At 60.3% G+C, this 22,862-nt stretch carries 17 protein-coding genes; 10 read left to right on the plus strand and 7 right to left on the minus strand.

Annotation, left to right across the window (positions count from 1 at the left end):
* The first annotated feature begins 1 nt into the window (after position 1).
* From trmD to RRB22_10385, 8 genes are all read left to right on the plus strand, one after another.
* The gene (gene trmD, locus RRB22_10350; GenBank protein MDT8384807.1) at positions 2 to 745 is read left to right on the plus strand and encodes a tRNA (guanosine(37)-N1)-methyltransferase TrmD; all 744 of its coding nucleotides are present in this window, start codon (positions 2 to 4) and stop codon (positions 743 to 745) included.
* 176 nt (positions 746 to 921) lie between these two features.
* On the plus strand, positions 922 to 1,266 hold the full coding sequence (rplS, locus tag RRB22_10355) for a 50S ribosomal protein L19 (protein MDT8384808.1): 345 nt from the start codon (positions 922 to 924) through the stop codon (positions 1,264 to 1,266).
* A gap of 103 nt (positions 1,267 to 1,369) precedes the next feature.
* Entirely contained in the window at positions 1,370 to 1,897 is a 528-nt protein-coding gene (locus tag RRB22_10360) for a methylated-DNA--[protein]-cysteine S-methyltransferase (protein ID MDT8384809.1), read from the plus strand.
* Entirely contained in the window at positions 1,890 to 2,807 is a 918-nt protein-coding gene (xerD, locus tag RRB22_10365; protein ID MDT8384810.1) for a site-specific tyrosine recombinase XerD, read from the plus strand. Before RRB22_10360 ends, xerD begins: the two co-directional genes overlap by 8 nt.
* A 150-nt stretch (positions 2,808 to 2,957) precedes the next feature.
* Complete coding sequence (locus RRB22_10370) at positions 2,958 to 3,440, plus strand: YajQ family cyclic di-GMP-binding protein (protein ID MDT8384811.1); 483 nt, start codon at positions 2,958 to 2,960, stop codon at positions 3,438 to 3,440.
* Positions 3,441 to 3,509: 69 nt separating this feature from the next.
* Positions 3,510 to 4,277: a thioredoxin fold domain-containing protein gene (locus RRB22_10375; protein MDT8384812.1), complete on the plus strand. Its 768-nt coding sequence runs from the start codon at positions 3,510 to 3,512 to the stop codon at positions 4,275 to 4,277.
* 248 nt (positions 4,278 to 4,525) lie between these two features.
* A complete protein-coding gene (locus RRB22_10380; GenBank protein ID MDT8384813.1) occupies positions 4,526 to 5,992 on the plus strand; it encodes a hypothetical protein in 1,467 nt (488 codons plus the stop codon).
* Positions 5,993 to 6,006: 14 nt separating this feature from the next.
* A complete protein-coding gene (locus RRB22_10385) occupies positions 6,007 to 6,696 on the plus strand; it encodes a VWA domain-containing protein (GenBank protein ID MDT8384814.1) in 690 nt (229 codons plus the stop codon).
* Positions 6,697 to 6,751: 55 nt separating this feature from the next.
* On the opposite strand, the gene RRB22_10390 is transcribed toward RRB22_10385, so the two are convergent.
* From RRB22_10390 to mutS, 5 genes are all read right to left on the minus strand, one after another.
* Positions 6,752 to 7,195, minus strand: coding sequence for a response regulator (locus RRB22_10390; GenBank protein ID MDT8384815.1), 444 nt, complete (start codon positions 7,193 to 7,195; stop codon positions 6,752 to 6,754).
* Positions 7,196 to 7,294: 99 nt separating this feature from the next.
* Positions 7,295 to 10,759: a UvrD-helicase domain-containing protein gene (locus RRB22_10395; protein ID MDT8384816.1), complete on the minus strand. Its 3,465-nt coding sequence runs from the start codon at positions 10,757 to 10,759 to the stop codon at positions 7,295 to 7,297.
* 561 nt (positions 10,760 to 11,320) lie between these two features.
* Positions 11,321 to 14,299, minus strand: coding sequence for a PD-(D/E)XK nuclease family protein (locus RRB22_10400; GenBank protein ID MDT8384817.1), 2,979 nt, complete (start codon positions 14,297 to 14,299; stop codon positions 11,321 to 11,323).
* Entirely contained in the window at positions 14,299 to 14,622 is a 324-nt protein-coding gene (locus RRB22_10405; GenBank protein ID MDT8384818.1) for a ferredoxin family protein, read from the minus strand. Before RRB22_10405 ends, RRB22_10400 begins: the two co-directional genes overlap by 1 nt.
* 242 nt (positions 14,623 to 14,864) lie before the next feature.
* Positions 14,865 to 17,432: a DNA mismatch repair protein MutS gene (gene mutS / locus RRB22_10410; GenBank protein MDT8384819.1), complete on the minus strand. Its 2,568-nt coding sequence runs from the start codon at positions 17,430 to 17,432 to the stop codon at positions 14,865 to 14,867.
* A 178-nt stretch (positions 17,433 to 17,610) separates the two neighbouring features.
* Between mutS and RRB22_10415 the strand changes: the two genes are divergently transcribed.
* Both RRB22_10415 and RRB22_10420 read left to right on the plus strand, forming a co-directional pair.
* Entirely contained in the window at positions 17,611 to 18,864 is a 1,254-nt protein-coding gene (locus RRB22_10415; GenBank protein ID MDT8384820.1) for a hypothetical protein, read from the plus strand.
* Positions 18,865 to 19,239: 375 nt separating this feature from the next.
* Positions 19,240 to 20,097: a PEP-CTERM sorting domain-containing protein gene (locus RRB22_10420; GenBank protein MDT8384821.1), complete on the plus strand. Its 858-nt coding sequence runs from the start codon at positions 19,240 to 19,242 to the stop codon at positions 20,095 to 20,097.
* A gap of 117 nt (positions 20,098 to 20,214) precedes the next feature.
* Here the strand turns inward: RRB22_10420 and RRB22_10425 are convergent, their stop codons facing one another.
* Positions 20,215 to 21,150, minus strand: a complete 936-nt coding sequence (locus RRB22_10425) for a hypothetical protein (protein ID MDT8384822.1) — start codon at positions 21,148 to 21,150, stop codon at positions 20,215 to 20,217.
* A gap of 299 nt (positions 21,151 to 21,449) precedes the next feature.
* On the minus strand, positions 21,450 to 22,775 hold the full coding sequence (locus RRB22_10430) for an NAD(P)/FAD-dependent oxidoreductase (protein MDT8384823.1): 1,326 nt from the start codon (positions 22,773 to 22,775) through the stop codon (positions 21,450 to 21,452).
* Positions 22,776 to 22,862 lie beyond the last annotated feature (87 nt).

Below are 22,862 nucleotides of genomic sequence, written 5' to 3' on the forward strand. Positions count from 1 at the left end.
GATGCACATCGGCGTGGTGACGCTGTTCCCGGAGATGCTGGATGCCGTGAGCCAGGTGGGCATCACCGGGCGTGCGGTGGAGCAGGCACTGTTGTCGATCCACAGCTGCAACCCGCGGGACTTCACCACCGATCGGCACCGCACCGTGGATGACCGTCCCTACGGCGGTGGCCCCGGTATGGTGATGAAGCTGGAGCCCCTGCGGGCGGCGATCCGTGAGGCCAGGGCTCAGGCCCCCGAGGGCTCGCCGGTGATCCACCTCTCGCCCCAGGGGCGGACCCTGACCCAGGCCGGGTTGCACGAGCTGGCGGCCCTGCCGGGCATGGTGCTGGTGGCGAGTCGTTACGAAGGCGTGGATGAGCGCCTGATCGCCGCGGAGATTGATCAGCAATGGTCGATTGGCGATTACGTGCTCAGTGGTGGTGAATTGGCTGCCATGGTGCTGATCGATGGGGTGACGCGGCTGTTACCCGGTGCGCTGGGGCATGAGGATTCCGCGACGCAGGATTCGTTTAGTGACGGATTGCTGGATTATCCGCACTATACGCGCCCCGAACGGGTGGACGGGGTGGAGGTCCCTGCCGTGTTGCTCAGTGGTGACCATGCGGCCATCCATCGCTGGCGACAGAAACAGGCCCTGGGCCGAACCTGGCTGCTACGCCCGGATTTATTGCAGGATTTGACGCTGGATCCGCACCAGCAGCAGCTGCTGGATGAGTTCATTCGGGAGCATGCACAAAATTGATCGGCGCAGTTGCCCATCTGCCCGGCAATTTGTGCGTTATTTTATTGGACAAAGGCTATGTTTCCGGGGGCGGATGCAGGTATAATTCGCGCCTTGATTTTTAGGCCGGATTTTTGGCCCGTCTTTTTGAAAATGTTTTGGCGCAAGGTGATGGCCAGGAACGATTGGAGCAGGACATGAGCGAACTAATTAAACAAATCGAAGCCGAGCAGATGTCCAAAGTGGTTCCTGCTTTCGGTGCTGGCGACACTGTCGTGGTACAGGTCAAGGTGAAAGAAGGCACGCGCGAGCGTCTGCAGGCCTTTGAAGGTATCGTGATTGCCAAGCGCAATCGCGGCCTGAATTCTTCCTTCACGGTGCGTAAAATCTCCCATGGCGAAGGTGTTGAGCGCGTGTTTCAGACCTACAGCCCGCTGGTGAGCGAGATTGAGGTCAAGCGTCGCGGTGCCGTACGTCGCGCCAAGTTGTACTACCTGCGTGATCTGAAGGGTAAGGCAGCACGTATCAAAGAAAAGCTGTAGGCCGGCATCCTGTATGTCGCATCAAAAAACGCCCGGTTTATCCGGGCGTTTTTTTTGTCCCGGTTTTTCGTCAGAATAGGGCGATGAAACGAGTCCAGCATCCATGAGCAAACCATCACCGCGATTATCCGGTCAGTCATCTCCCTGGCCGGGTGCCGTCCTGCCCTTTGCCTTGCCCGGACAACCGCTGTGGCTGGCGATATACACCACGCACAGCGGCGGCGCCCTGTGCAGCATCGATATTGTCCCCGCGCCGGCCGTGCCGCTGGGGCCATCGACCGCCCTGGCCGAGACGGTTGCGCGCCAGCTGGAGGCCTATCTGCAGGATCCACAGCGCCCCTTCGATCTGCCCCTGCAGATGCAGGGCAGCGAATTTCAGCAGCGGCTATGGTCCGCCTTGCGGGCGGTGCCGGTGGGAACGACCCAGACCTACGGTCAGCTGGCTCAGGCCCTGCGCAGTGGCGCCCAGGCGGTCGGCCAGGCCTGTCGACGCAACCCGGTACCCATCGTGGTGCCCTGCCATCGCATCCTGGCGCAATCCGGCATCGGCGGTTATGCCGGGGCTGTGGCCGGTGAACAGCTCTGTATCAAGCGGGCGCTGTTGGCCCACGAGGGCGTGGTCTGTGGTTGAGCCCGCGCCGGGCGCCGACCGCGGCAGCGCCGAGATCGACCGCTTTCTCGATACCCTGTGGATGGAGCGGGGGCTGAGCCGCAATACGCTGGCGGCCTATCGATCGGATCTCATCGGATTTGCCGGCTGGCTCGACCAGCATCGCCGCCAGCCACTGCTGGCGGCACGGCGGGAGGATCTGCTGGACTATCTGGCGGAACGGGTGGGGGCCGAGGCCAAACCCCGTACCACGGCACGACTGTTGTCCAGCCTGCGGCGCTTTTATCAGCAGGCGGTGCGTGACGGGGAGATCCCCGAAGACCCCAGTGACCGCATCGAGGCGGCGCGTCTGGGACGTTCACTGCCCAAGGCGCTGACGGAGGCCGATGTCGAGCGGCTGATCAAGGCACCCGATACTGCCACCGAACTGGGTCTGCGGGATCGCGCCATGCTGGAGCTGCTGTATGCCACGGGGCTGCGGGTGTCGGAACTGGTGGGGCTGCGTGTATTGCAGGTCAACCTCCGCCAGGGCGTGGCGCGAACCCTGGGCAAGGGCAGCAAGGAACGGCTGGTGCCCATGGGTGAGGTGGCCGTCGAGTGGCTGGAGCAGTATCTGCTCGGCGCCCGTCCCGGGCTGCTGAAGGGGCGTGAATCGGAACAGCTGTTCGTCACCCAGCGTGGGGCGGGAATGACCCGGCAGGCCTTCTGGTACCTGATCAAGCGCCATGCGCAGCAGGCAGGGATCACCCGCCCCCTGTCGCCGCATACCCTGCGCCACAGTTTCGCTACCCACCTGCTCAATCACGGTGCGGACCTACGCGTGGTGCAGATGTTGCTGGGGCACAGTGACTTGTCCACCACACAAATTTATACTCACGTAGCGCGCGAGCGTCTGAAAAGCCTGCATGCGGCACATCATCCTCGTGGTTGACGGGCGCGGACAGATTCGAATAAATCCATAGGGAAACCACCGTTGATCGTTGTTTGCCAGTCTGAGGGCAATGGTTAACGGGCGTTTGCTGCGACGATCGCCCATCGATTCTCGTTCAACGACCGTTTCCAGATTAGAGGGGAAAAGTGAATGCCATCATTTGATGTGGTTTCTGAAGTCGATATGCACGAGCTCAGTAATGCCGTGGATCAGGCCAACCGGGAGGTCGGCACGCGCTTTGATTTCCGGGGCGCAGACGCCAAATTTGAACAGTCCGGCAATGAATTGACCCTGCTTGCCGAAGGGCCTTTCCAGTTGCAGCAGATGATGGACATTTTACGTAATAAAATGGTCAAACGTGGCATAGATACTGGCTGCCTGGATATCAGCGAACCGGAGACCAGTAATCTGAAGGTCAAACAGAAGGTCACCGTGCGCGAGGGCCTGGACAAGGAGACCGCCAAGAAGATTATCAAACTGATCAAAGAGGCCAAGCTGAAGGTACAGGCCGCCATTCAGGATCAGCAGGTGCGGGTGACGGGCAAGAAGCGTGATGACCTGCAATCGGTAATGGCCCTGCTGAAGGAACATAAGCTGGAACTGCCCCTGCAATACACCAACTTTCGGGATTAATATCGGCGATTTTCGTCGTGATTGCTCGAGCCCCAACACATCAAGCATCAACAGAGGTTATAAAATCGCATGAAATATTTTACCCGCAAAGCCGCGCACGGAACCGCACTGCTCACATTACTGGCAGTGTTTGCGAGCCTGTCTTTTAGCGCGCAATCACTGGCGACGGAGTCCGACGATCTCGCCACCATAAAAAAGGTGCTGTCTGAACTGATGCCGCAGGCCCAGGCCGAAAGTATCAAGCCTGCCGGATTCCCCGGTATGTATGAGGCCGTTTTTGGGCCGCAGATTATCTACATCTCGGGCGATGGCCGCTACATGCTGGAAGGCGACCTGTACGACCTGAAGAACCGGGTGAATCTCACCGAAGCCAAACGCAATGTGGGTCGCGCCAGCATTATCAGTGAGATGGATGAAAAGACCATGGTGGTCTTCTCGCCGGCGGCGGACAAGGTGAAATTTACCATCACCGCCTTCACCGATATCGACTGTGGCTACTGTAGAAAAATGCACCAGCAGATAGAAGAGTACAACAAGCTGGGCATCGCCATGCGCTACCTCGCCTACCCGCGCTCCGGGATAAACACTCCGTCCTATTTCAAGGCGGTTTCCGTGTGGTGTGCGGACGACCGCCCCGCGGCAATGACCAGGGCCAAGTCGGGAGAAACCCTGCCCAAGGCCGACTGCGCGACGCCGATCGAGGCCCACATGGATGCCGCCAAGCTGGTGGGCGTGACAGGCACGCCCACAATGGTGCTGGAGAATGGGCGGGTTATTCCCGGTTATGTGGAACCGAAGCGCCTGCTCCAGATTCTGGAACAGCTGAAAAATGGCTAATTTTTAACGTCTCGTTGAATGTGTAAATAGAGACATTAACGCTTTTCCGGGGTATCGACGTAATCGTCGATACCCCATTTTTTTGCGTTGCGGGTTTTGCCCAATGGATTGCCTGGAGGATGCGAGAGAGAATAAAAAGTGCGTAACTTCTTTTTGTGATTCGGTTGGCGTTTTTGACCGGGCTTTGGCTTATAACATGATGACAGTTGGGAATGTGGTTATGCATTCCGTGGATAGAGGAGATCGAAATGTCCTATATGGATATCTACATGATAGTGCCTAGCGCGTTTCTCTCTGGGCTGATCTGGTTTGTGATACTGGCGTTGTTGCTGTACATCGCCCGGGAGCCGGCGCATCAAACCATCAATGCCTTAAGCCGCGTGCTGCACAATGCCCTGCGCCTGTCAGCCAATGCGGTGCTGCGCTGGGAAGGCTGGATGTTGCAACGCAATAAGGACGTGTTGCTGGCACAGGGGAGAGAGGCCGCCGAGCGCATGATCGAGCGTGAATTTGAACGCATCGACGCCACCGTGCGCCGTGACCTGGCGGAATATCCGGCATTGCATCGGCAGCTCAGCGAAGAGGTCATCTTGCTCGATGAAGACTACCAGTCGAGCATTGAAGTGCCGCCGGCACCACCTGGCTGGGTTAAGGCGGTGGATGCGGTGGCGAAAATTCCCGCCAAGGGTGACCCGGTGGTCAGCAACATCCTCGAAGACATTCACGCCTCACTGGAAAAGGCGAGTGATGATGCGATAGAGCAGTGTCGAAAATCCAGTCGTGCGCGCCATCAAATCCTCAAGGGAATGATGCCGCACTGGCGCAAGGTCGGCCAACGCCTGACGCAGGTGAACAAGAACGTTGAGAGCCTGCTGGAGCGTTCCCGGGGCATTGATCGCCAGATGGCGGACTACGAAGATATTGTGCGGGGCACGAGTCGGGCGGTGCGCACCCTGTCATCGTCCTCGCTCACGCAATTCTTTGTGGCCGGTTTTGTATTGTTGATTGCCGTGGGTGGCGCCGCGATCAATTTTAACCTGATCGCCACACCGATGTCCGAGATGGTCGGTGGCACGTCACGCATTATGGGTTATCCCGTCTCCAGCATCGCCGCGATGGTGATCATCCTGGTGGAGATTGCCATGGGCCTGTTCCTGATGGAGGCCCTGCGCATTACCCGTCTGTTCCCGGTGATCGGTGCGCTGGATGACAAACTGCGACGGGTCATCCTGTGGGCGGCCTTTATCTTTCTGTTTTCCCTGGCGGGCATTGAGGCGGGGCTCGCGTACATGCGTGAGATCCTCATGCAGGACGCCGCCGCCACCCGCGCCCTGTTGCGCGCCGATGGCGCCACCGAGATTGTGCAGAACTCCCACCTCTGGATCACCACCGCGGCACAGATGGGCATGGGATTTATATTGCCCTTCGCGCTGACCTTTGTGGCGATCCCGCTGGAATCCTTTGTCCATTCCACGCGCACCGTGCTGGGTGTGCTGGCGGTAATGCTGTTGCGCCTGCTGAACTGGGGCCTGCGCTTTGCAGGGAATGTGGCGCGCTTTTCCGGTCGCATGCTGACCAATATCTATGATCTGCTGATCTTCGCCCCGCTGTGGGTAGAGCAGTTGATCCGTCGCGCAGCAAGGGAAAAGGACGCGCACGTAAGCCAGGACGAGGCTTTGAGTTCGGCAGCCTTGTCTCCAACCATCACCCCCTGAAAAGGAATAGAACCATGCAGGCATTGATGCAGATAGTGAGCAAAACAAGATGGGCGGGTGTGTTGATTATCGCCACAGGATTGGCGTTAACGGCCTGCTCAAATGGCGCTGAGCCGGTGGCGGACAGCCGTGGCGTGTACCTGCTGATCGATACCTCCGGCACCTATACGCAGGAACTGGAGCAGGCGCGACGGGTCATCAACTTCACCCTGTCGGAACTCAATCCCGGTGATTCTTTTGCAGTGGCCCGGGTGGATACCGGTAGTTTTAGTGAAAAGGACATCGTCACCAAGGCCAGCTTTGATCCGCGCCCCAGCGTCAGCAATGAGCAGAAGCGAAAATTCCAGGCGCATATCACCTCCTTTCTGAAAGACGTGAAAAGCAGTACCCACACCGATATTACCGGCGGCATACTGCAGGCCGTCGAATACCTGAATGAAACCGGTGCCGGCCATAAAACCATTCTGATCTTTTCCGACCTGAAGGAAGAGCTGCGCGAAGGTTATGTGCGCGATGAGATCCCGTTACTGTTGAGCGGTTATCGCGTGGTGGCGCTGAACGTCACAAAATTGCGTGCCGATAATGTCGACCCGCGGAACTATCTGGATCGTCTTGCCGGCTGGAAACAGCGAGTGGAGTCTGGCGGCGGACAGTGGAAGGTCGTGAATGACCTGGAGCGACTGGAATCTTTGTTGTCCCAGTGAGCGGGGTTATTCGTTCAGGGCTCTCCGAGTCTGTGAAGAAACTGTCGGCCGTCACTTACGCAACGACGGCGGGACACTGGTTGGTGACCAGCCAGTAGGGCCCGAGCTGGCCGACCGTCTTGATGAATTCATCAAAGTCTACCGGCTTGCGCACATAGCTGTTGGCGCCCAGGCCGTAGGCATTGAGAATATCTTCCTGCTCTGCCGACGAGGTGAGTACCACCACCGGCAGAAACCTGGTGCGCTGATCGGCGCGCAATCGCTTCAATACACCAAAACCATCGATTTTTGGCAGCTGTAGATCCAGCAGGATCAGGGCGGGTAACTGATTGATGTTACGTCCCTGGTGCTGACCCTCCGCGAAAAGATAGTCAATGGCCTCTGCACCATCGCGGGCGATGATCAGCTCATTGCGGAGATTGTTCTTTTTGAGCGCGCGTACGGTGAGGGCCTCATCATCCGGATTGTCCTCCACTAGTAAAATTGTATTTTCTTCCATGAAACTTCCAGTTTTCGTGTCTTGATTACGTATAGTAAAAGCGAAAAACGGAGGGATGTCTACTGCATTTTGGGTTTCATTGTTGCCTGGTTTTTTTACTCATGGCGAGACGTCGAAAAACGTTCCGGTCGCGGTGAACAGCAGACCGCCGCCAATTTCCTTTTGCGGAAACAGCTGCTGTGCCCCACTGCAGTACAGGCGGAGCTGTTCGCGGTATTGATCGACGAGACTGTTGCACTGTTGCGGGGTTGTGACGGCATGGGTTTTGTAGTCGATGACCCAGACCTGATCATCGGTCTCGATGAGGCGGTCGATAATCCCGAACACGGTGTGGCCGGTTTGCGGCTGGCGATACGATACGGCGACCTCGTTGTAGGCGGTCTGCGGTTGCTGAGGGGAAAATATCCAGCCCAGATCCGGGTCCTGAAATATGCGGCGGGCCTCATCAAACCACTGCGCGATGTCGTGCTGGTGGGCGGCGATCGCCAACTCCGCGGCCACCCGTGTCGGGATGGTGGCCGGCGGTTGTTGTGCGCACAGCAGTTCCAGCATGCGATGTATGGCGATGCCGCGGGTGCCATCATCGGCGGCGGCCCCCGGTCGGCCTGGCGGGGACCCGCCGGCGGAGGCGGCGTGACTGGGGGCGATCACCCGGCTGGCCGGGCCGATCTCCAGGGGTTGCGCCAACACCGCGACCAGGGAAGGGGCACCGCCGGGGCCGGTCGTTTTGCGATCGGTTATGGTGTCGACGCTCGGGGGTTCGCCGCTGCGGATGACGATGGGCGCGGACTCATCCGGGGTAATCCCGGCCGTTGCCGTGGCGTCCTGCACCGCGGCTTCGGCCTCGCGGCACTGCGTTGCCATCAGCCCATACCAGCCCAGTTCCGTGCCGCGCGTGGGGCGACAGCCGGAGATATACAGGTGCTGCTTCGGTCGGGTGATGGCGACATACAGCAGGTTGGCGTCTTCCCGTGCCTCCGCCTGCTGGTGGCGTTCCAGGATCGCCGCAGTGAAGGGGTCGCGCTGCTCCTTGGTGCCAGCCAGTAAAAAACTGCCGGGATTGGCCGCATCGGCCGGCCAGTCGACGATGGCACGATGGGCCTGGATGCTGCGCCCGGTATTGGTGGCGTCGGCCAGAAACACCACCGGCGCCTCCAGCCCCTTGGCGGCGTGAATGGTCATGATCCGCACCCGCGCCCCCGTCTGCAGTGGCAGGCCCTCGTCCGGTGCGTCCTGTGCCTGTTGTTGCAGGCTGTGCAGGCGCGATACAAAACGCCCGACGCTGGGGTAACGGCCGCTATCGATCTCCAGGGCGAGTTCGATGAGCCGGGTCAGGTTGGCCATCACTCGATGCTGCAGGTGTTCCGGATAGGCCGCGTGATAACGATTGAGCACATCGCCGTCACAATAGATCCGGTCGAGCAGGTCGTGCACGGGCAGGGTGCCCACCAGACCCTGCCAGCCTGCCAGCAGTCGATGGGCGCGGTGCAGCGGACTGACCGGCGGCTGCTGTGGGCCGATCACCGCCAGACGCGCCATCCAGTGGCCCTCGGTCAGGCTCGCCAGGGCGATGAGGTCCTGTTCGCTGCAGGAAAACAGGGGGGAGCGCAGCACGCTGGCCAGGGCCAGATTGTTGAACGGGGTGATCAGCAGATTTAACAGCGCCACCAGATCCTGCACCTCCAGGCTGTGCAGCAGGGTGCCGCGATTGGCGCCGATATAGGGAATGTCGGCCTTGCGCAGGGCCTGCTCGATCTCCCCGGCATGGGTGCGATGGCGCAGCAGAATAATGATATCGCCATAGTGCAGTGGGCGCGCGGCAGCGGCCGGGCCGATCAGGCAGTGGCCGTCGATCAGCCGGCGGATCCGGGCGGCGATCTGCTGACCCTGTCGGAGGTAACGCTGATCCTGTGCCAGTAGGCGTGGCGCCTGCAGGGGATTGCGCAGGCCGGGGACCAATGTTGGGGCGGTATCCTCTACTTCCTCATTTTCCTCATTTTCCTCATCGGTCTCGATGAGGGGCAAAAATTCCACATGGCCCCACAGTGCGGGGTGGTGTGTGGTGTGGGTGGCAAACGCCGTCAAACGCTGTTGCAATGGCCCGCTGGCAAACACCCGGTTCACCAGGGTCATGATCGCCTCGGCGGAGCGCCAGGAAACATCCAGCGGCTGGGTAACTGCCTGTAGATGTTGTCGCAGCCACCCCTGGGCGGCGACAAACAGCTCCGGATCGGCGCGGCGAAAACGATAGATCGACTGCTTGTTATCGCCCACCAGAAACACGCTGCGACCACGCTGGTCCTCGTTGGCCGCCAGCTCTTCCAGCAGCGGGAGAATCAGCCGCCACTGGGTGGGATTGGTATCCTGAAATTCATCAATCAGCAGATGGTCGATGCGCTGGTCCAGCTTGTACTGTACCCAGTGCACGTTGTCGCTGTGGTTGAGCAGACGATAGGCCTGCCATTCGAGGTCGGAAAAATCGAGCAACCGTTGCTCGGCCTTTAACTGTTGATAGTGTGCAAGCAGTGCCGTGCCGGCCTGATACCAGGCGCGGGTGCGCAGCAGGGTCTGGATGGCATGGCGTCGACCCATGGCCTGTTCCAGCCGCACGCAGATCTGCCCGTGCAGTGCCAGAAAGCGGAGCTGGCCCTCGTCGCCCATGGACTTGGCCTGGGTCTTGGCCTCCTTGCGGGCCAGCGGTTTGCCGGCGGCGGTGAGAAAGGCCTTTTTGCACTGGTCGAAACGTGTCTCGATATCCACGCTGTCATCACGCGCGATACCCAGCGCGGTCAATGCCTCGGCATTTTTCTTGCCCGGGTGTTTGCGCAACAGGGCGGCAAACTCGGCCAGCGCCTCGGCCATGTCGGCATCGAAAAAATCCGCTTCCGGCTGATCCGTCGCCGACACCGCCAGCTGGGCGCTGAGCCTGTCGCAGGCGTAGTCCAGCGGCGCCGACTTCGCCTCGGTATAGGCCCACCAGTCACTGCGATGGGCGAGAAAGTTGTTCAGAGCGGACTGGGTGCTGGCCAGTCCATTACAGGCCTCGAACAGGTGTTCGATGGCCCGGGCCACGTCACTCTCGGGGGCCGTGCTGGCGCTGGCGCATAAGGCATCCCAGGCGGCCTGCTGTAATTCCGCGGTGGATTCCAGCAGCTCAAAGCCGGGGGGAATGCCGGCCTCCAGCGGGAAGCGCCGCAGGATGTCCTGGCAAAAGGCGTGAAAGGTGGTCGCCCGCACGCTGCGCGGCGCACGCAGCAGATCCTCATACAGGGTGGTGGCGCGTTGCAGGGTCTGCGGGTCGGTGGGGGCATCGATCTGTTGCAACAGGTCCCGCAGCTCATCGGGCCCGCAACGGGCCAGCTCCAGCAGGCGCTCATTGAGACGGGTCTGCATCTCGGTGGCAGCCTTGCGGGTGAAGGTCACCGCCAGAATGCCATCGGCGCGGGCACCGGCGAGCAGCAGGCGGATCAGTCGGGTGACCAGTAACCAGGTCTTGCCGGTGCCGGCGGAGGCGCTGACGGTGGCGCTGAGGTCGGGCTGGGAGGCGTGGAGTGGATTGGGCATGGCGGCCTATGTTATCAGCTGATGATTCGGCCCGGGGTTTTGTTTGGCGACTCGGGGTTTTGTTTGGCGAGTAGGCCGACGGTTTTTTCACCGGCTCTCAGTACCACGGGGTCGTCCAGAATTTTATGCGTGGGTGGACTATGGGTGGACTAACAGTAATCGTATGTCGTGGGTTTTTACGCTTTTTGGGCGTGTAGGATTTTTCTGAAATACTTGTAGTCATGGATTGATGCGGTAGTTTGTCGTGATCATAAAATAGCCAGCATCACCCTGTTTACACAGTAAAAAAGTCAGAAAACCCTTCAAATAGGGTGTTTAAATCTGTTTAAGTGGTATGGGGTCTATATTTTATATGGCCTTGTGATGTGAAGATTCTTTGCTACTATCCCGAACAGTTCCCGGTTTTACCCTTTGGGGTAAAGGCACGGAAGATAGCAGGGATGAGGAACGGATATTTGTCGACGGATCGACGCGGTCACGGATCGACCGGTATGGAGGTAAACGAAGGCGGCCCAGGATGGGCCGCCTTTGCTCGTTCTGGGCTGGTGAATTTCGGGTGGACTATTCCTGCCAGGCCTGACGCCGGCACAGGCCGGACATCTGGCAGTAGGCGCAGGTCACCTCATCCCCCCATGCCGGCATGGCCTCTCCCGTCTGGATCTGGTTTACCAGCAGATCTAGACGCTCCGCGATGTCGTCTTTCAGGCTCTCCAGGGTCTCTGTCTCCAGCGTGCCAACGGTCTTGACCGCGGTCTTCCGCGAGGCGGACGCCGGGCGGCCATTGGCCAGATCCTTGCGCTCGTCCAGGGCGAGGTATTCGACTCGGGTGACGGTTTCGCTGCCGGTGCTTTCCGCCAGCAGGGCATAAAAGGGCAGTTGCACGGACTCACCGCTCAACACCTCGGCAGCGTCAGGAATGGCGCCGGTCTTGTAGTCGATAATGCCCACCACCCTGGCGCCGGTCTCGGCATCCACCCCGGCATCGATACGATCCAGACGGCCGCGCAGGGTCACCGTGCTGTTGGGGCGCGGCGTCGAGACCGTCAGCTCGGTGGATTTCACCTGCCAGTCCTGTTGTCGGGTGAACTGCCAGTCGATGTATTCGGGGATCATCAGCTGCCAGCGTTTCAGCCAGCCCCGGTGCAGGAAATTATCCTCCAGGTCGCGGGCAAACACGGCGACCGCGATGTCGTGCAGGCACTGTACGGCGGCGGACCTGTTGTTGTCTGATAGCGGGGAGGCAAAGGGCCCCGGCAGGCCGCTGACGTCATGATGAAAGGCCTGCAGGCAGAGGTGCACGCGTTCGCCGTAGTCGGCCTTGGCCAGCATCTCGCGGATCAGCTCCGGGGGCTCCAGCTTCAGGCAGCGCGCCGCAAAAAACTGATACGGACAATTGATCAACTGCTGATAGCCGCTGGCGGACAGAAATTCCGGAAACAGCTCGGCGCCAATCCGGGCCGTGGGATGGGCGGCCATCGGCTGCGGCAGGGGGTCGGCGACACGGGTGACCTGCAGGTTGCCGTGATTGACGAGCTGGGTGAGCGGCTGATCAATCAGGTCATCGTCATAGGCCAGCTGATGAAAGGACTGCAGGCGCTGCAGCCAGGCGGAGGCCACCACCGCCTCGCCGTCCTGTTCCTGGCGATGGGTGAGCAGGATGCGATCGGCCGACTCCAGCAGGCAGCGAAACTGGTGAAACTTTTCACTCAGGCGTTGGCTGTGGCCGCTGAGTCCCAGCGCCTGCCGCACCCCGTCATTGAAAAAGGGCGAGCCGCCCACCGTGCCCGGCAGGTATTCGGCCTCGCAGCCGGCGATGATGAGCGCATCGAACCGACTGAGGACGCTTTGCCCCAGGCTCATGAGCTGCACCTGGCCGGTCTGCGCCGGCGGCTGGAAATTGAAGCGCTCCAGGGTACGTCCCAGCCAGGTGCGGAATTCCGACCAGCGCATCCGCAGATTGCTGCCCTGGGTCGCGGCCTGCATCTGTTGCAGCTCCTGCAGGATGCGTTGACCGGCGGCGTCGTCCGTGAACGATTGGCTGAGGCCCAGCCGCTCGAGGCTGGTGGCCAGCGCGGCCAGGAACTCGCCGGGTGGATGGGGGGTGTCGCCGGTGAGATCCAGCAGCGGGCTGGCCGCGGTCGCCAGCTCATCTAACAGTAAGTGTATGTCGTCGTAGTCGGCCGCCATGTCGGCGGGCAGGCGGTTCTGGCGATAGCGCAAATGCTGCCGGTAGCGGTTGAGGTTGCGCGCGACATTTTCCTTCAGCACCACGCCCTGTTCAAACCGGTACACGCAGGACAGGCGCGCTTCGCGATCCTGCCCGGGCAGCAGATAGGGCGACTTGAGCAGGTCCAGCAGGGGCTGGTAGGCAAAGTCGTCCTCGAGGGTTTCCAGCCAGCGCTCCAGCGTGGCGGCGGCGCTGGTGGTGGATAAGGCCCAGCCCGCCGCATCCTGCAGGTTGATGCCGGAGCGTTCCAGCAGCGCGCGGGTGCGGCGGGCGAGTCGCCGGTTCTCGGTGACGATGCCGATGTTGCGTTTGCCCTCATGCCACCAGAGTCGCACCTGCAGGTCGATGGCCTGGGCCTCCCGTTCCGCATTGCCGGCGGCGAAGATGGCGATCCTTTCCGCCACCGGGCTGTGGGGGAAATCCTGCGCACAGGCGCTGGCGCGTAGGCGCAGCGGGCTGGGGCTGTCGCTGTAGATGGAGTCGAGGCACTGGCCGTACGGATTGTCGGCGGCGGCGGGGATCGCCGCGGCACTGTCGAGGCGCTGCAGGAGATCCTGCATCCCGCGAGCGGGGTGATAGTCCGTGTCCGGCAGCGCCAGGGGGCTGGCCTGTAACAGGATCTCGGCCTGCTGCCGCGCCAGCAGGTGGCGCAACCAGTGGGCCTGTGCCGGCGAAACATCGCCCAGGCCGGCGATATAAAAATGCGCCCTGGGGGAGAGCGAGGCCTGGCAGGCGGCGAGTTTTAGCAGCTGGTCGGTGTGCCGATCGATCACCCCGGCGGCGTGCATCTGCTGGTGCCAGGCCTGCCAGAGGGAGTGCACCAGCCGCGCCTCGCCGACCAGGCTGTCGTGATCGAGACGCTCCAGCCCGTAGGCGCCGGCCAGTTGTTCAACAAAGGGGTCGAGCGTTTCGGGCAGGCTGAGATGGGTCGCGCCCAGTTCATCAAACAATTCCAGCAGGCTGTCCGCCAGCGTCCAGGGATTGCCCTGACCGTAGAGCCAGGGGTGGCTGATCAGCGCCTCGACCAGCATCAGCTCCCGCTGATGTTCCGAGAGCACCGCCTGTTCAGTAATGGATTGCTGATTGACCCAGCGGGGCAGGGTGTCGATGGTCGGCCCCAGCAGGGCCGGAAACTGGTGGTCGGCGGCTATCTCCAGTAACACCTGCCGAAATCGCAGGCTGGCCTGTGGGGTGGGTAGCAGGACAATGACATCGGTGAGCTTGGGTAGGGTGTCGCGGTGGGTTTCGATCAGCTGTTGGGCAAGCCTGCGCAAAGGGTCCTCGCCATAGGGGATGACCTGCAGGGCGCACACTAACGGATCAGCTTGTCGAGCTTGTTCGGCACGCCTTCCCATTGCTTGGCGTCGGCGGGCGCCGGTTTGATTTCGGTGATGACCGGCCACTGCTGGCTCAGTTCGGCGTTGAGGGCGATAAACTTCAACTGGTCCTCCGGCAGATCGTCTTCCGAATAGATCGCGTTGATCGGGCACTCGGGTTCGCAAAGGGTGCAATCGATGCACTCCTCGGGGTCGATGACCAGCATGTTCGGACCTTCGTGAAAGCAGTCGACCGGGCAGACCTCCACACAATCGGTGTACTTGCACAAGATGCATTCTTCGGTAACAACGTAAGTCATTGGTTCCTCCTGCGCCAAATTTTGCACAAGTCTAACAAGGAAAACGGCAATCAGCCACGTAGCGAAAAACAATAATCTGTGCTTCTGACTGGCGCCAATCGGCCGCTAGCTGCTTGTGCAAAATGGGGTGTTGGTATTGGTGGTCAGTTAATGGGGTTGCTGTGCCGGGTGCACTTTGCAGTATGGCATAGTTCATGGGGTGGGCCGGTGGTTGAACTGTGGTTGACTCAGGGCCGGGCGCCTCACGCAGGCTTGTCGATCAGCCTCTGCAATTCGTAAAGCGCGGCCAGGGCCTCGCGGGGGGCCAGGCCGTCGGGGTCGATCTTCCGCAGCGCATGCAGGGCCGGATGATCGTCGCTCGGCGCGGCGAACAGGGAAAACTGTTCGACCGCCGTGCCCCGGGGGGCATTGGCGGTCTGGCTTTCCAGTTGCAGCAGGTGTTGCTGGGCGCGTTTGATCACCGAGCCCGGCACCCCGGCCAGCGCGGCTACCTGCAGACCATAACTTTGATTAGCAGGCCCCTCTTTTACCGCATGCATAAATACGATGCCGTCGCCGTGTTCCACCGCGTCCAGGTGGACATTGGCCACCTGGGTCAGGGTTTCCGGCAGGCACGTGAGTTCAAAGTAGTGGGTGGCAAACAGGGTGAAGGCCCGCACGCTGCTGGCCAGCTCCTCGGCGCAGGCCCAGGCCAGCGACAGGCCATCGAAGGTGGAGGTGCCGCGGCCCACTTCATCCATCAATACCAGGCTGCGTTCACTGGCATTGTGCAGGATGTTGGCGGTCTCGGTCATTTCCACCATAAAAGTGGATCGACCACCGGCCAGATCGTCGGAGGCGCCGATGCGGGTGAAGATGCGATCGAACGGCCCGATCACCGCGCGGCGGGCCGGCACGAAACTGCCGGCGTGGGCCAGCAGGGTGATGAGTGCGGTCTGGCGCATGTAGGTGGATTTACCACCCATGTTGGGTCCGGTGATGATCAGCATGCGCCGCTGTTCATCAAACTGCACGTCATTGGGAATGAAGGGGTTATCCATCACCTGTTCCACCACCGGGTGGCGGCCACCTTCGATGTGCAGTCCGGGCGTGTCGACTAATTCTGGTTGGCACAGATCCAGTGTCTCTGCACGTTCGGCGAGATTGACCAGCGCATCCAGCTCCGCTATTGCACTGGCGCTGTCTTGCATTGCCGGCAGCACCTCGGCCAGTTGCGTGAACAGCGCCTCATAGAGCATCTTTTCGCGGGCCAGCGCACGCTCCTTTGAGGACAGCGCCTTGTCCTCAAAGCCTTTGAGTTCGGGAGTGATGTAGCGCTCGGCGCCTTTCAGGGTCTGGCGACGAATATAGTCTTCCGGCGCCTTGGCCGACTGCGCCTTGCTGATCTCGATGTAATAGCCGTGCACCCGATTGTAGGCCACTTTGAGGGTGCTGATGCCGCTACGCTCACGTTCGCGATGTTCCAGGTCTAACAAAAACTGTCCGGCGTTGTGCTTGATCGCACGCAGCTCGTCCAGCTCGCTGTCATAGCCGGGGGCGATGACCCCGCCGTCGCGAATCAGCATCGGCGGCACCTCGACGATGGCGGCGCGAAGCAGGGCGTGTTGCTTAGGGTATTCGCCGATGCGTTGTCGCAGGGTCTCCAGCAGCCGGCAGTCCTGGCCGGCGATGATGTCGCCGAGCGCCTGGCGTAGCGCGGGCAGGCGTTCCAGGGTATCGCGCAGCTGGGAAAAATCCCGCGGTCGGGCGTTGCCAATGGCGATGCGCGCGAGGATGCGTTCCACATCGCCGACGGCGCGCAGGATGCTCTGCAGCGCCTCGTAGCGATGTCCGTCGAGCAGCACTGCAATGGCCTGATGCCGCTGGCGCAGGGCCGGGTGGTCGGCCAGCGGGCGGTTGATCCAGCGCCGCAGCAGGCGACTGCCCATGGGCGTGACGGTGTGGTCCATCACCCAGGCGAGGGTGTGTTCACGGCCGCCGCCGAGATTGGTTTCCAGCTCCAGATTACGGCGGCTGGCGGCGTCCAGCACGATGCTGTCTTCGCGGCGCTCCACCTGCAGGCCGCGCAGGTGCGGCAGGGCGGTACGCTGGGTATCCTTGACGTATTGCAGCAGGCAGCCGGCGGCGCTCACCGCCAGATGCAGCTGCTCGCAGCCAAAGCCGGCCAGGTCATGGGTGCCGAACTGCTGGGTGAGCAACCGCCGCGCGGTCTGCGCTTCAAAATACCAGGGTGGCTGGCGACGCAGGCCGGGGCGCTGGGGATCAATACCGGCGGGCAGCGCCTCGTCATTGAGCATTTCGTCATTTAACAACAGCTCGGAGGGATTGAGTCGCTCCAGCTCGCCGACCAGCGCCTCTTCGCCGTCCACCTCCAGCACGCTAAAGCGGCCGCTGGTGACATCCAGCGCGGCGATGCCGAATCGTGCGCCCAGCGCCTGCACCGCCACCACCAGATTGTCGCGGCGCTCTTCCAGCAGGGCCTCGTCGGTGACCGTGCCGGGGGTGACGATGCGTGTTACCTTACGTTCCACGGGGCCCTTGGAGGTGGCCGGATCGCCGATCTGCTCGCAGATGGCGACCGACTCACCCTGGCGCACCAGCCTGGCCAGATAGCCATCGGCCGCATGGTAGGGGATGCCGCACATGGGGATAGGGTCGCCGCCGGATTTGCCGCGCGCGGTGAGGGTGATGTCCAGCAGCTTCGCCGCCTTGCGGGCGTCGTCGAAAAATAATTCGTAAAAATCACCCATGCGATAAAACAGCAGGGTATGCGGAAATTCTGCCTTGATGCGCAGAAACTGCGTAATCATCGGGGTGTGCTGGCCATCGGCCTGGGGTGTCTTGGTGCCGGCCTGGGTGCCGGCTTGAGTACCGGCCTGGTGACTGGCGTGAGGGGTTACTTTGGGGGCGCTGGCTGGCATCGGCGAAGTTTAGCGAAATTGCGGGGCGGGCACTACCGCTGCCGGATCTACAAACGAGGGGGATATCGTGAACCACAGGTCATGGGGAAATACCGGCTCAGGCCCGTTGCGGGCTCTGCTCATCAGTATATTGTTGCTGTTGGCCGGCTGTGCGGGCGCGCCCAGTGTCACCGTTGACGCCGCCGAGGCGCAGCAGCAATTCAGCGGCAAGAGCGTCGCCCAGGCGCTGGAGGAGACGGAGGCCGCCATGACCCGCGCCCGGCAGATGGAGCTGGCCTTCTATTCACCCGGCTTTTTTGCGCAGGCCAGCAAGGCGCTGGAAGAGGCGCGCTTCCTCGTCCTCGCCCCCAAGCAACCGGGCCCGGACGGGCAGGCGCCCGAGGCCGAGATCTTCGCCAAGCTGCTGTTGACCAACAAGGCCCTGGAGCAGGCGACGGCCATCAGGGCTGAGGTGCAGACACGGCTGCAGGATATCCTGAGCGTGCGCGATTCGCTGCTCGCCAAAGGCATTGACCGCTCTGCCGCGGCGGACTACAACGACCTGATGAATGGGCTGTCCGATCTGTTCCGGCGTCTCGAAAAAAATGAACAGGACGGCTTCGCGCGCGCACAGGCCGTCACCCTGCGACAGTTTCAGCGCCTGGAATCGCAATCGGTCAAGGCCGTACAACTGGAAGAGGGAATTTCCATACTGCAAAAGGCCGAGGCCATTGGCGCAGGCGGTGCCGCACCCAGGAGCCACCAGAAAACCCGACAGGCCCTGAAGCAGGCCCAGGCCACGATCGAACGCGACCCCAATGACCAGGTCGCGATCCAGACCGCCGTAGAGCGGTTTGTGTTTGAGGCCCGGCATCTACTGCACGCCACCGAAGAGGTAAAGGAACTGCGCGTGCTCAATCACGCCGCCATGGAAAATATTCTGCTGGCCGCCGAGTCGCATCTGCTGGCGATCTCCGATGCCCTGCAGCAGCCGGACCTGCGTCAGCACAGTCTGCGCGACCAGACCGCCCTGATCACCTCCGCCGTCGAAAAACTCATCGCCGCCAAGACCCCGGAAAAACAGACCCGTCCCCGCCCGGTGAATAAAAATGAACTGGAAGCGGCACAACTGCGCCTCGCGCAACTACAGGCACAGCTCAGCGAACTACAGACACAGAATGTCCAGCTCCAGCGTGCAGAAAAACCCCTGCAAAAACGCATCGATGCGCTGGAACGGGTGGTGATCAAATTGAATGCTGAGAGAGCGGCACTGGAGCTTGAACTGGCAAAGGCCACGCCTCCGGCAGAGGGTGTGGAGATTACTCCGATCGTACGGCCCTGATGCTCAGCACCGGCGTATGACTGGGATACCTTGAACCTCCCCCCCCCCAGTTTAACGAACACTCCAAAAAGAGGACTGGACTTGCTGTTCCAGAACTGACCCTATCTGTTCCCTAATATCATGTCCGGGGCCACATTTTTCGTCATTCAACCCATTTTTCGCATTGGAACAACGGGATCAGGGCTTGAGTACAGCGTGTGCGTGGCCAAATCCAGTGAGCTGTCGGAATATTTTACAGTGTCGCGAGGCGGCGGCCTGAGCCTATCTTATAAACCTAATAAAATCATTAAGGTAGAGTAAATGGCGTGGTTAATGCATATTTGTTTCAATAAGAGCAACACGGGGGTGCTCAACTGTGTATTAAGGGGAAAAACCATGAACAAAAGTGAAAGCAGGCCATTCAGTACCTTCGCCAAGGTGTCTGCGATGGCGTTATTCTTGGCCGGCGGCGCCGCGCAGGCCGCTCTGATAACAATTCCGGCCACGGCGTTGAACGATTCGCCGGGCGTCTACACAGCCGGCGGGTATTACACGGACACGTTGGGTCCGAACATCGTCACCACAGGTGGCGGCAGTTCGGCCAACGTCGGGCAGGCGGACGGCCGAAACGACGATGGCTTCATGGCCCTGGACCTGGGATTCAATGTCACCTTCTTCGGTAATACCTACAACAGCCTGTTCATTAACAACAACGGCAACGTCAGCTTCGGCGCGGGAATCTCCGCCTACATCCCGAGCGGCCCGACCGGCGCCGCCGCACCCATCATCTCGCCGTTCTTCGGTGACGTGGATACGCGCAATGCCGCGTCGGGCGTTGTTCACTACAACCTGAGCTCCGACCAGTTGATCGTCAGTTGGGACAACGTCGGCTGGTACAACTCACACGGCACTCCGACCAACAGCTTCCAACTCGTGCTGCGCAGCGACGGCTACGCCGTGCCTATCGGCGAGGGACTCATCGGCTTCTTTTACGAGACCATGGGGTGGGCTGGCACCGATACGAATACAGTCGCGGCGGCGGGCTTTGGTGACGGTGCAGGCAACGGCAACACGATCGAGGGTTCGTTGCTGGCCGGCCTGAACGGGGTTGTGCAGGACAAGTACCTCTGGTTCAATGCCAACCTCGACGTTGTGCCGCCGACGAATGCCATCCCCGAGCCGGGATTGCTGCCCCTGATGGCCATCGGGCTGTTCGGTATTGGACTAGTCTCACGCAGGAAGCGCAACACTTAAACTTTCGGCTTACGCATTACAGGGCGGCCTTCGGGTCGCCTTTTTTTGTGGTGCGCAAAAGACCCGGGTCGGGTACAAAAGAAAAGTATTTTTCTTATTAGCAGCAATCTCGCTCGGTCACTGCCCGTGCCGTTGTAATCCGTGTTTTCTTTTTCCGGCTTTTCTTGCGAGCGGGATCAAGCCGCTCAGCAAAAGGAGTAATGAGTTTGGAGCCGGAACCGCGACCGGCGACCCGGTTGATGGTGTTTCATAAGTGTATGTGACAGCAACATCAAAACTGGACCAGTATTTGACATGGATATCGCTGTAAAACAGTCCATGTTGATTTTGAAACGCGTACAAATCGATAGCTGCCAGCAACAGACCCAGATCGTTGGAATCGTCACCGAACTGTTCAACGTTTTCATCCGATGGGTATCCCTTGTGAAAGGCCCTGAAACCAGTGTATTCAGGCTTGCCTTCCCGATAAAAGACGAACACGTCATCCGCTGGATCGTCAAGGTCGTCAATAAATCCCGCGACATCATCGTCCAGGAAAGAGAAAAGCAGTTCCTGGAAGTCAGCGCCGCCATTGGAGGCTGAACAGGGAAATACTCCATCACACTGGGTAGTTGCGCCTGCGCCGTAGGTGACATTGCTAGTGGGCGGCGCCGCCGGATTTGTATAATCAATGAATGAAACGCCAAGATCGGCGCCCAGGTCGTCGAGGAGAATGGTATGCGTACCATTGCCCGATCCCTCGCTTTCGCAGTAACCAATGCCTGAACAATCCGCGGTGATCGAGAATTTGGCACGAAACTGGAGAAATACATCGACCGCTTGCAAAGTGCCTAACAGCGGGTTGAATCTTTGTATGGAGACTGTCGGGGATCTCCCCAGGTGGGATTCCGCATTACCGGAAAATAAAAAGCCGCCGCTAGCCCCGCCCGCTACTATCGCACGAGTGGCATAATTCCACGAATCGGAATGGGTTTGCTGGATAATAAAGGCATTCACACTGCTTGAAAAAAAGAGCAATGCAATCGTTACGGGCAACAAAATTGGTCGAAACATGGCGAAGTCTCCTTTTCCCATGCAGGTTAATACCTGAGTCGTTGTTCAAATCAACACGGCATGGATAGTAGGCTAATACGACCTATATTTCTATCGAGAATTCTATTCACCCGTGACAGGCTAAAAATGGCCAAAACCTTTTTTGCCATGAACATAACTGTATATTGCATAACGATATATGGAGAATCATTTTTAACAGGATATTCATATATTAGAGAAGATTAGGAAAGGTTCACTTTGCCCCATCAATGCACTTTCAATATTTTCATGAACGATCAAAATTCAATTACAGGCGATGATCAGTGCAGTTTGACCTGCGGATCGATGCCCTTGCGCAGGAAGTGGAGAAGGCTGATGAGGATGGCGCGGGGCCAGCCGAAGAGGGCAGCCTGGTGCATCTTGTAAAGGGAAAGATAAACGACACGGGCGATGCGGCCGGACACCATCATGCTGCCGACCAATCCGCCCATCAGGCTGCCGACCGTGCTGTAACGTCCCAATGCCACCAGCGAGCCGTAATCACGATAGGTGAAATCGAGCGGTGGCTGGCCCTTGAGGCGGCGCCGGATCGTTTTAGCGAGAATCGCCGCCTGCTGGTGGGCGGCCTGGGCGCGTGGTGGCACATTGTTGCCATGATCGTGGCCCTGCGCGTCCAGCGGGCAGGCGGCGCAGTCCCCGATGGCGAAGATGTTGTCGTCGCGGGTGGTCAGCAGATTGCGCTTCACCACTAACTGGTTGAGCCGGTTGGTCTCCAGTCCGGCGATGTCCTTGAGAAAGTCCGGCGCCTTGATCCCGGCCGCCCACACCTTCATGGCGGCGGGGATTACGCCGCCCCCGGCGGTCACGATCCCCGCCTCGGTGACCTCCACCACACGCTGGTTGACGTGGACGGTAACCCCGAGCCGCGCCAGTTCATGTTGCGCCGCCTGCGACAGGCGCGGCGGTAGCGCCGGCAGGATACGCGGGCCCGCCTCGATGATATGAATCCGGATGTGTTTGTCCGGATCGATGGTGTCGAGACCGTAGGCGGAGAGCAACCGGGTCACCCGATGGATCTGCGCGGCGAGCTCCACCCCGGTGGCGCCGGCCCCAATGATGGCCAGGTCCAGTTGCCCCTCAGCGATGGGCTTGCCCTGGGTGTGGGCCTTGAGCATGCAATTCAGCAGCTTGCCCTGGAAACGCTCTGCCTGGGCGGTGGTGTCGAGGAACAGGCAGTGCTCATTCACCCCGTGGATGCCAAAGTCATTGCTGAGACTGCCCACGGCGATCACCAGCGTATCGTAACGGAAGCGCCGTTCGGGGATGATTTCGATCCCCTCCTCACTATAGGTGGCGGCAATGCAGACCTCCCGGCGCTCGCGGTCGAGGCCAGTCATGCGGCCGAGGCGGTACCGAAAATGGTTCCAGCGCGCCTGGGCGAGATATTCCAGTTCATCTTCCGCCGAGTCGAGGGTACCGGCGGCGATCTCGTGCAGCAGCGGTTTCCAGATATGAGTGCGGCTGGCGTCGATGAGGACGATGTCGGCCAGCCCTTTTTTGCCGAGCCTGTTCCCTAGCGCGGTGGCCAGCTCCAGGCCGGCGGCGCCGCCACCGACGATGACGACCTGGTGTCTTTGGGGTTCCATTTGGTATCACAGTTTTTACGGGTAGATAGCACCAGTATAGCCAGTACCAGGCACAGCCTGAATGAGATCGGAAAGAAAGGGGGCAAC

This window comes from Gammaproteobacteria bacterium (genome assembly GCA_032250735.1).
Lineage (GTDB): Bacteria > Pseudomonadota > Gammaproteobacteria > SZUA-152 > SZUA-152 > SZUA-152.

Excerpts from the sequence above, each read along its gene's own strand:
- RRB22_10360 (MDT8384809.1), top strand. The coding sequence starts at position 1,370 with ATGAGCAAACCATCACCGCGATTATCCGGTCAGTCATCTCCCTGGCCG.
- RRB22_10425 (MDT8384822.1), bottom strand. The coding sequence starts at position 21,150 with ATGTTTCGACCAATTTTGTTGCCCGTAACGATTGCATTGCTCTTTTTT.
- RRB22_10395 (MDT8384816.1), bottom strand. The coding sequence starts at position 10,759 with ATGCCCAATCCACTCCACGCCTCCCAGCCCGACCTCAGCGCCACCGTC.
- RRB22_10420 (MDT8384821.1), top strand. The coding sequence starts at position 19,240 with ATGAACAAAAGTGAAAGCAGGCCATTCAGTACCTTCGCCAAGGTGTCT.
- RRB22_10385 (MDT8384814.1), top strand. The coding sequence starts at position 6,007 with ATGCAGGCATTGATGCAGATAGTGAGCAAAACAAGATGGGCGGGTGTG.
- RRB22_10430 (MDT8384823.1), bottom strand. The coding sequence starts at position 22,775 with ATGGAACCCCAAAGACACCAGGTCGTCATCGTCGGTGGCGGCGCCGCC.
- mutS (MDT8384819.1), bottom strand. The coding sequence starts at position 17,432 with ATGATTACGCAGTTTCTGCGCATCAAGGCAGAATTTCCGCATACCCTG.
- RRB22_10405 (MDT8384818.1), bottom strand. The coding sequence starts at position 14,622 with ATGACTTACGTTGTTACCGAAGAATGCATCTTGTGCAAGTACACCGAT.
- rplS (MDT8384808.1), top strand. The coding sequence starts at position 922 with ATGAGCGAACTAATTAAACAAATCGAAGCCGAGCAGATGTCCAAAGTG.
- RRB22_10370 (MDT8384811.1), top strand. The coding sequence starts at position 2,958 with ATGCCATCATTTGATGTGGTTTCTGAAGTCGATATGCACGAGCTCAGT.
- RRB22_10380 (MDT8384813.1), top strand. The coding sequence starts at position 4,526 with ATGTCCTATATGGATATCTACATGATAGTGCCTAGCGCGTTTCTCTCT.
- trmD (MDT8384807.1), top strand. The coding sequence starts at position 2 with ATGCACATCGGCGTGGTGACGCTGTTCCCGGAGATGCTGGATGCCGTG.
- RRB22_10390 (MDT8384815.1), bottom strand. The coding sequence starts at position 7,195 with ATGGAAGAAAATACAATTTTACTAGTGGAGGACAATCCGGATGATGAG.
- RRB22_10375 (MDT8384812.1), top strand. The coding sequence starts at position 3,510 with ATGAAATATTTTACCCGCAAAGCCGCGCACGGAACCGCACTGCTCACA.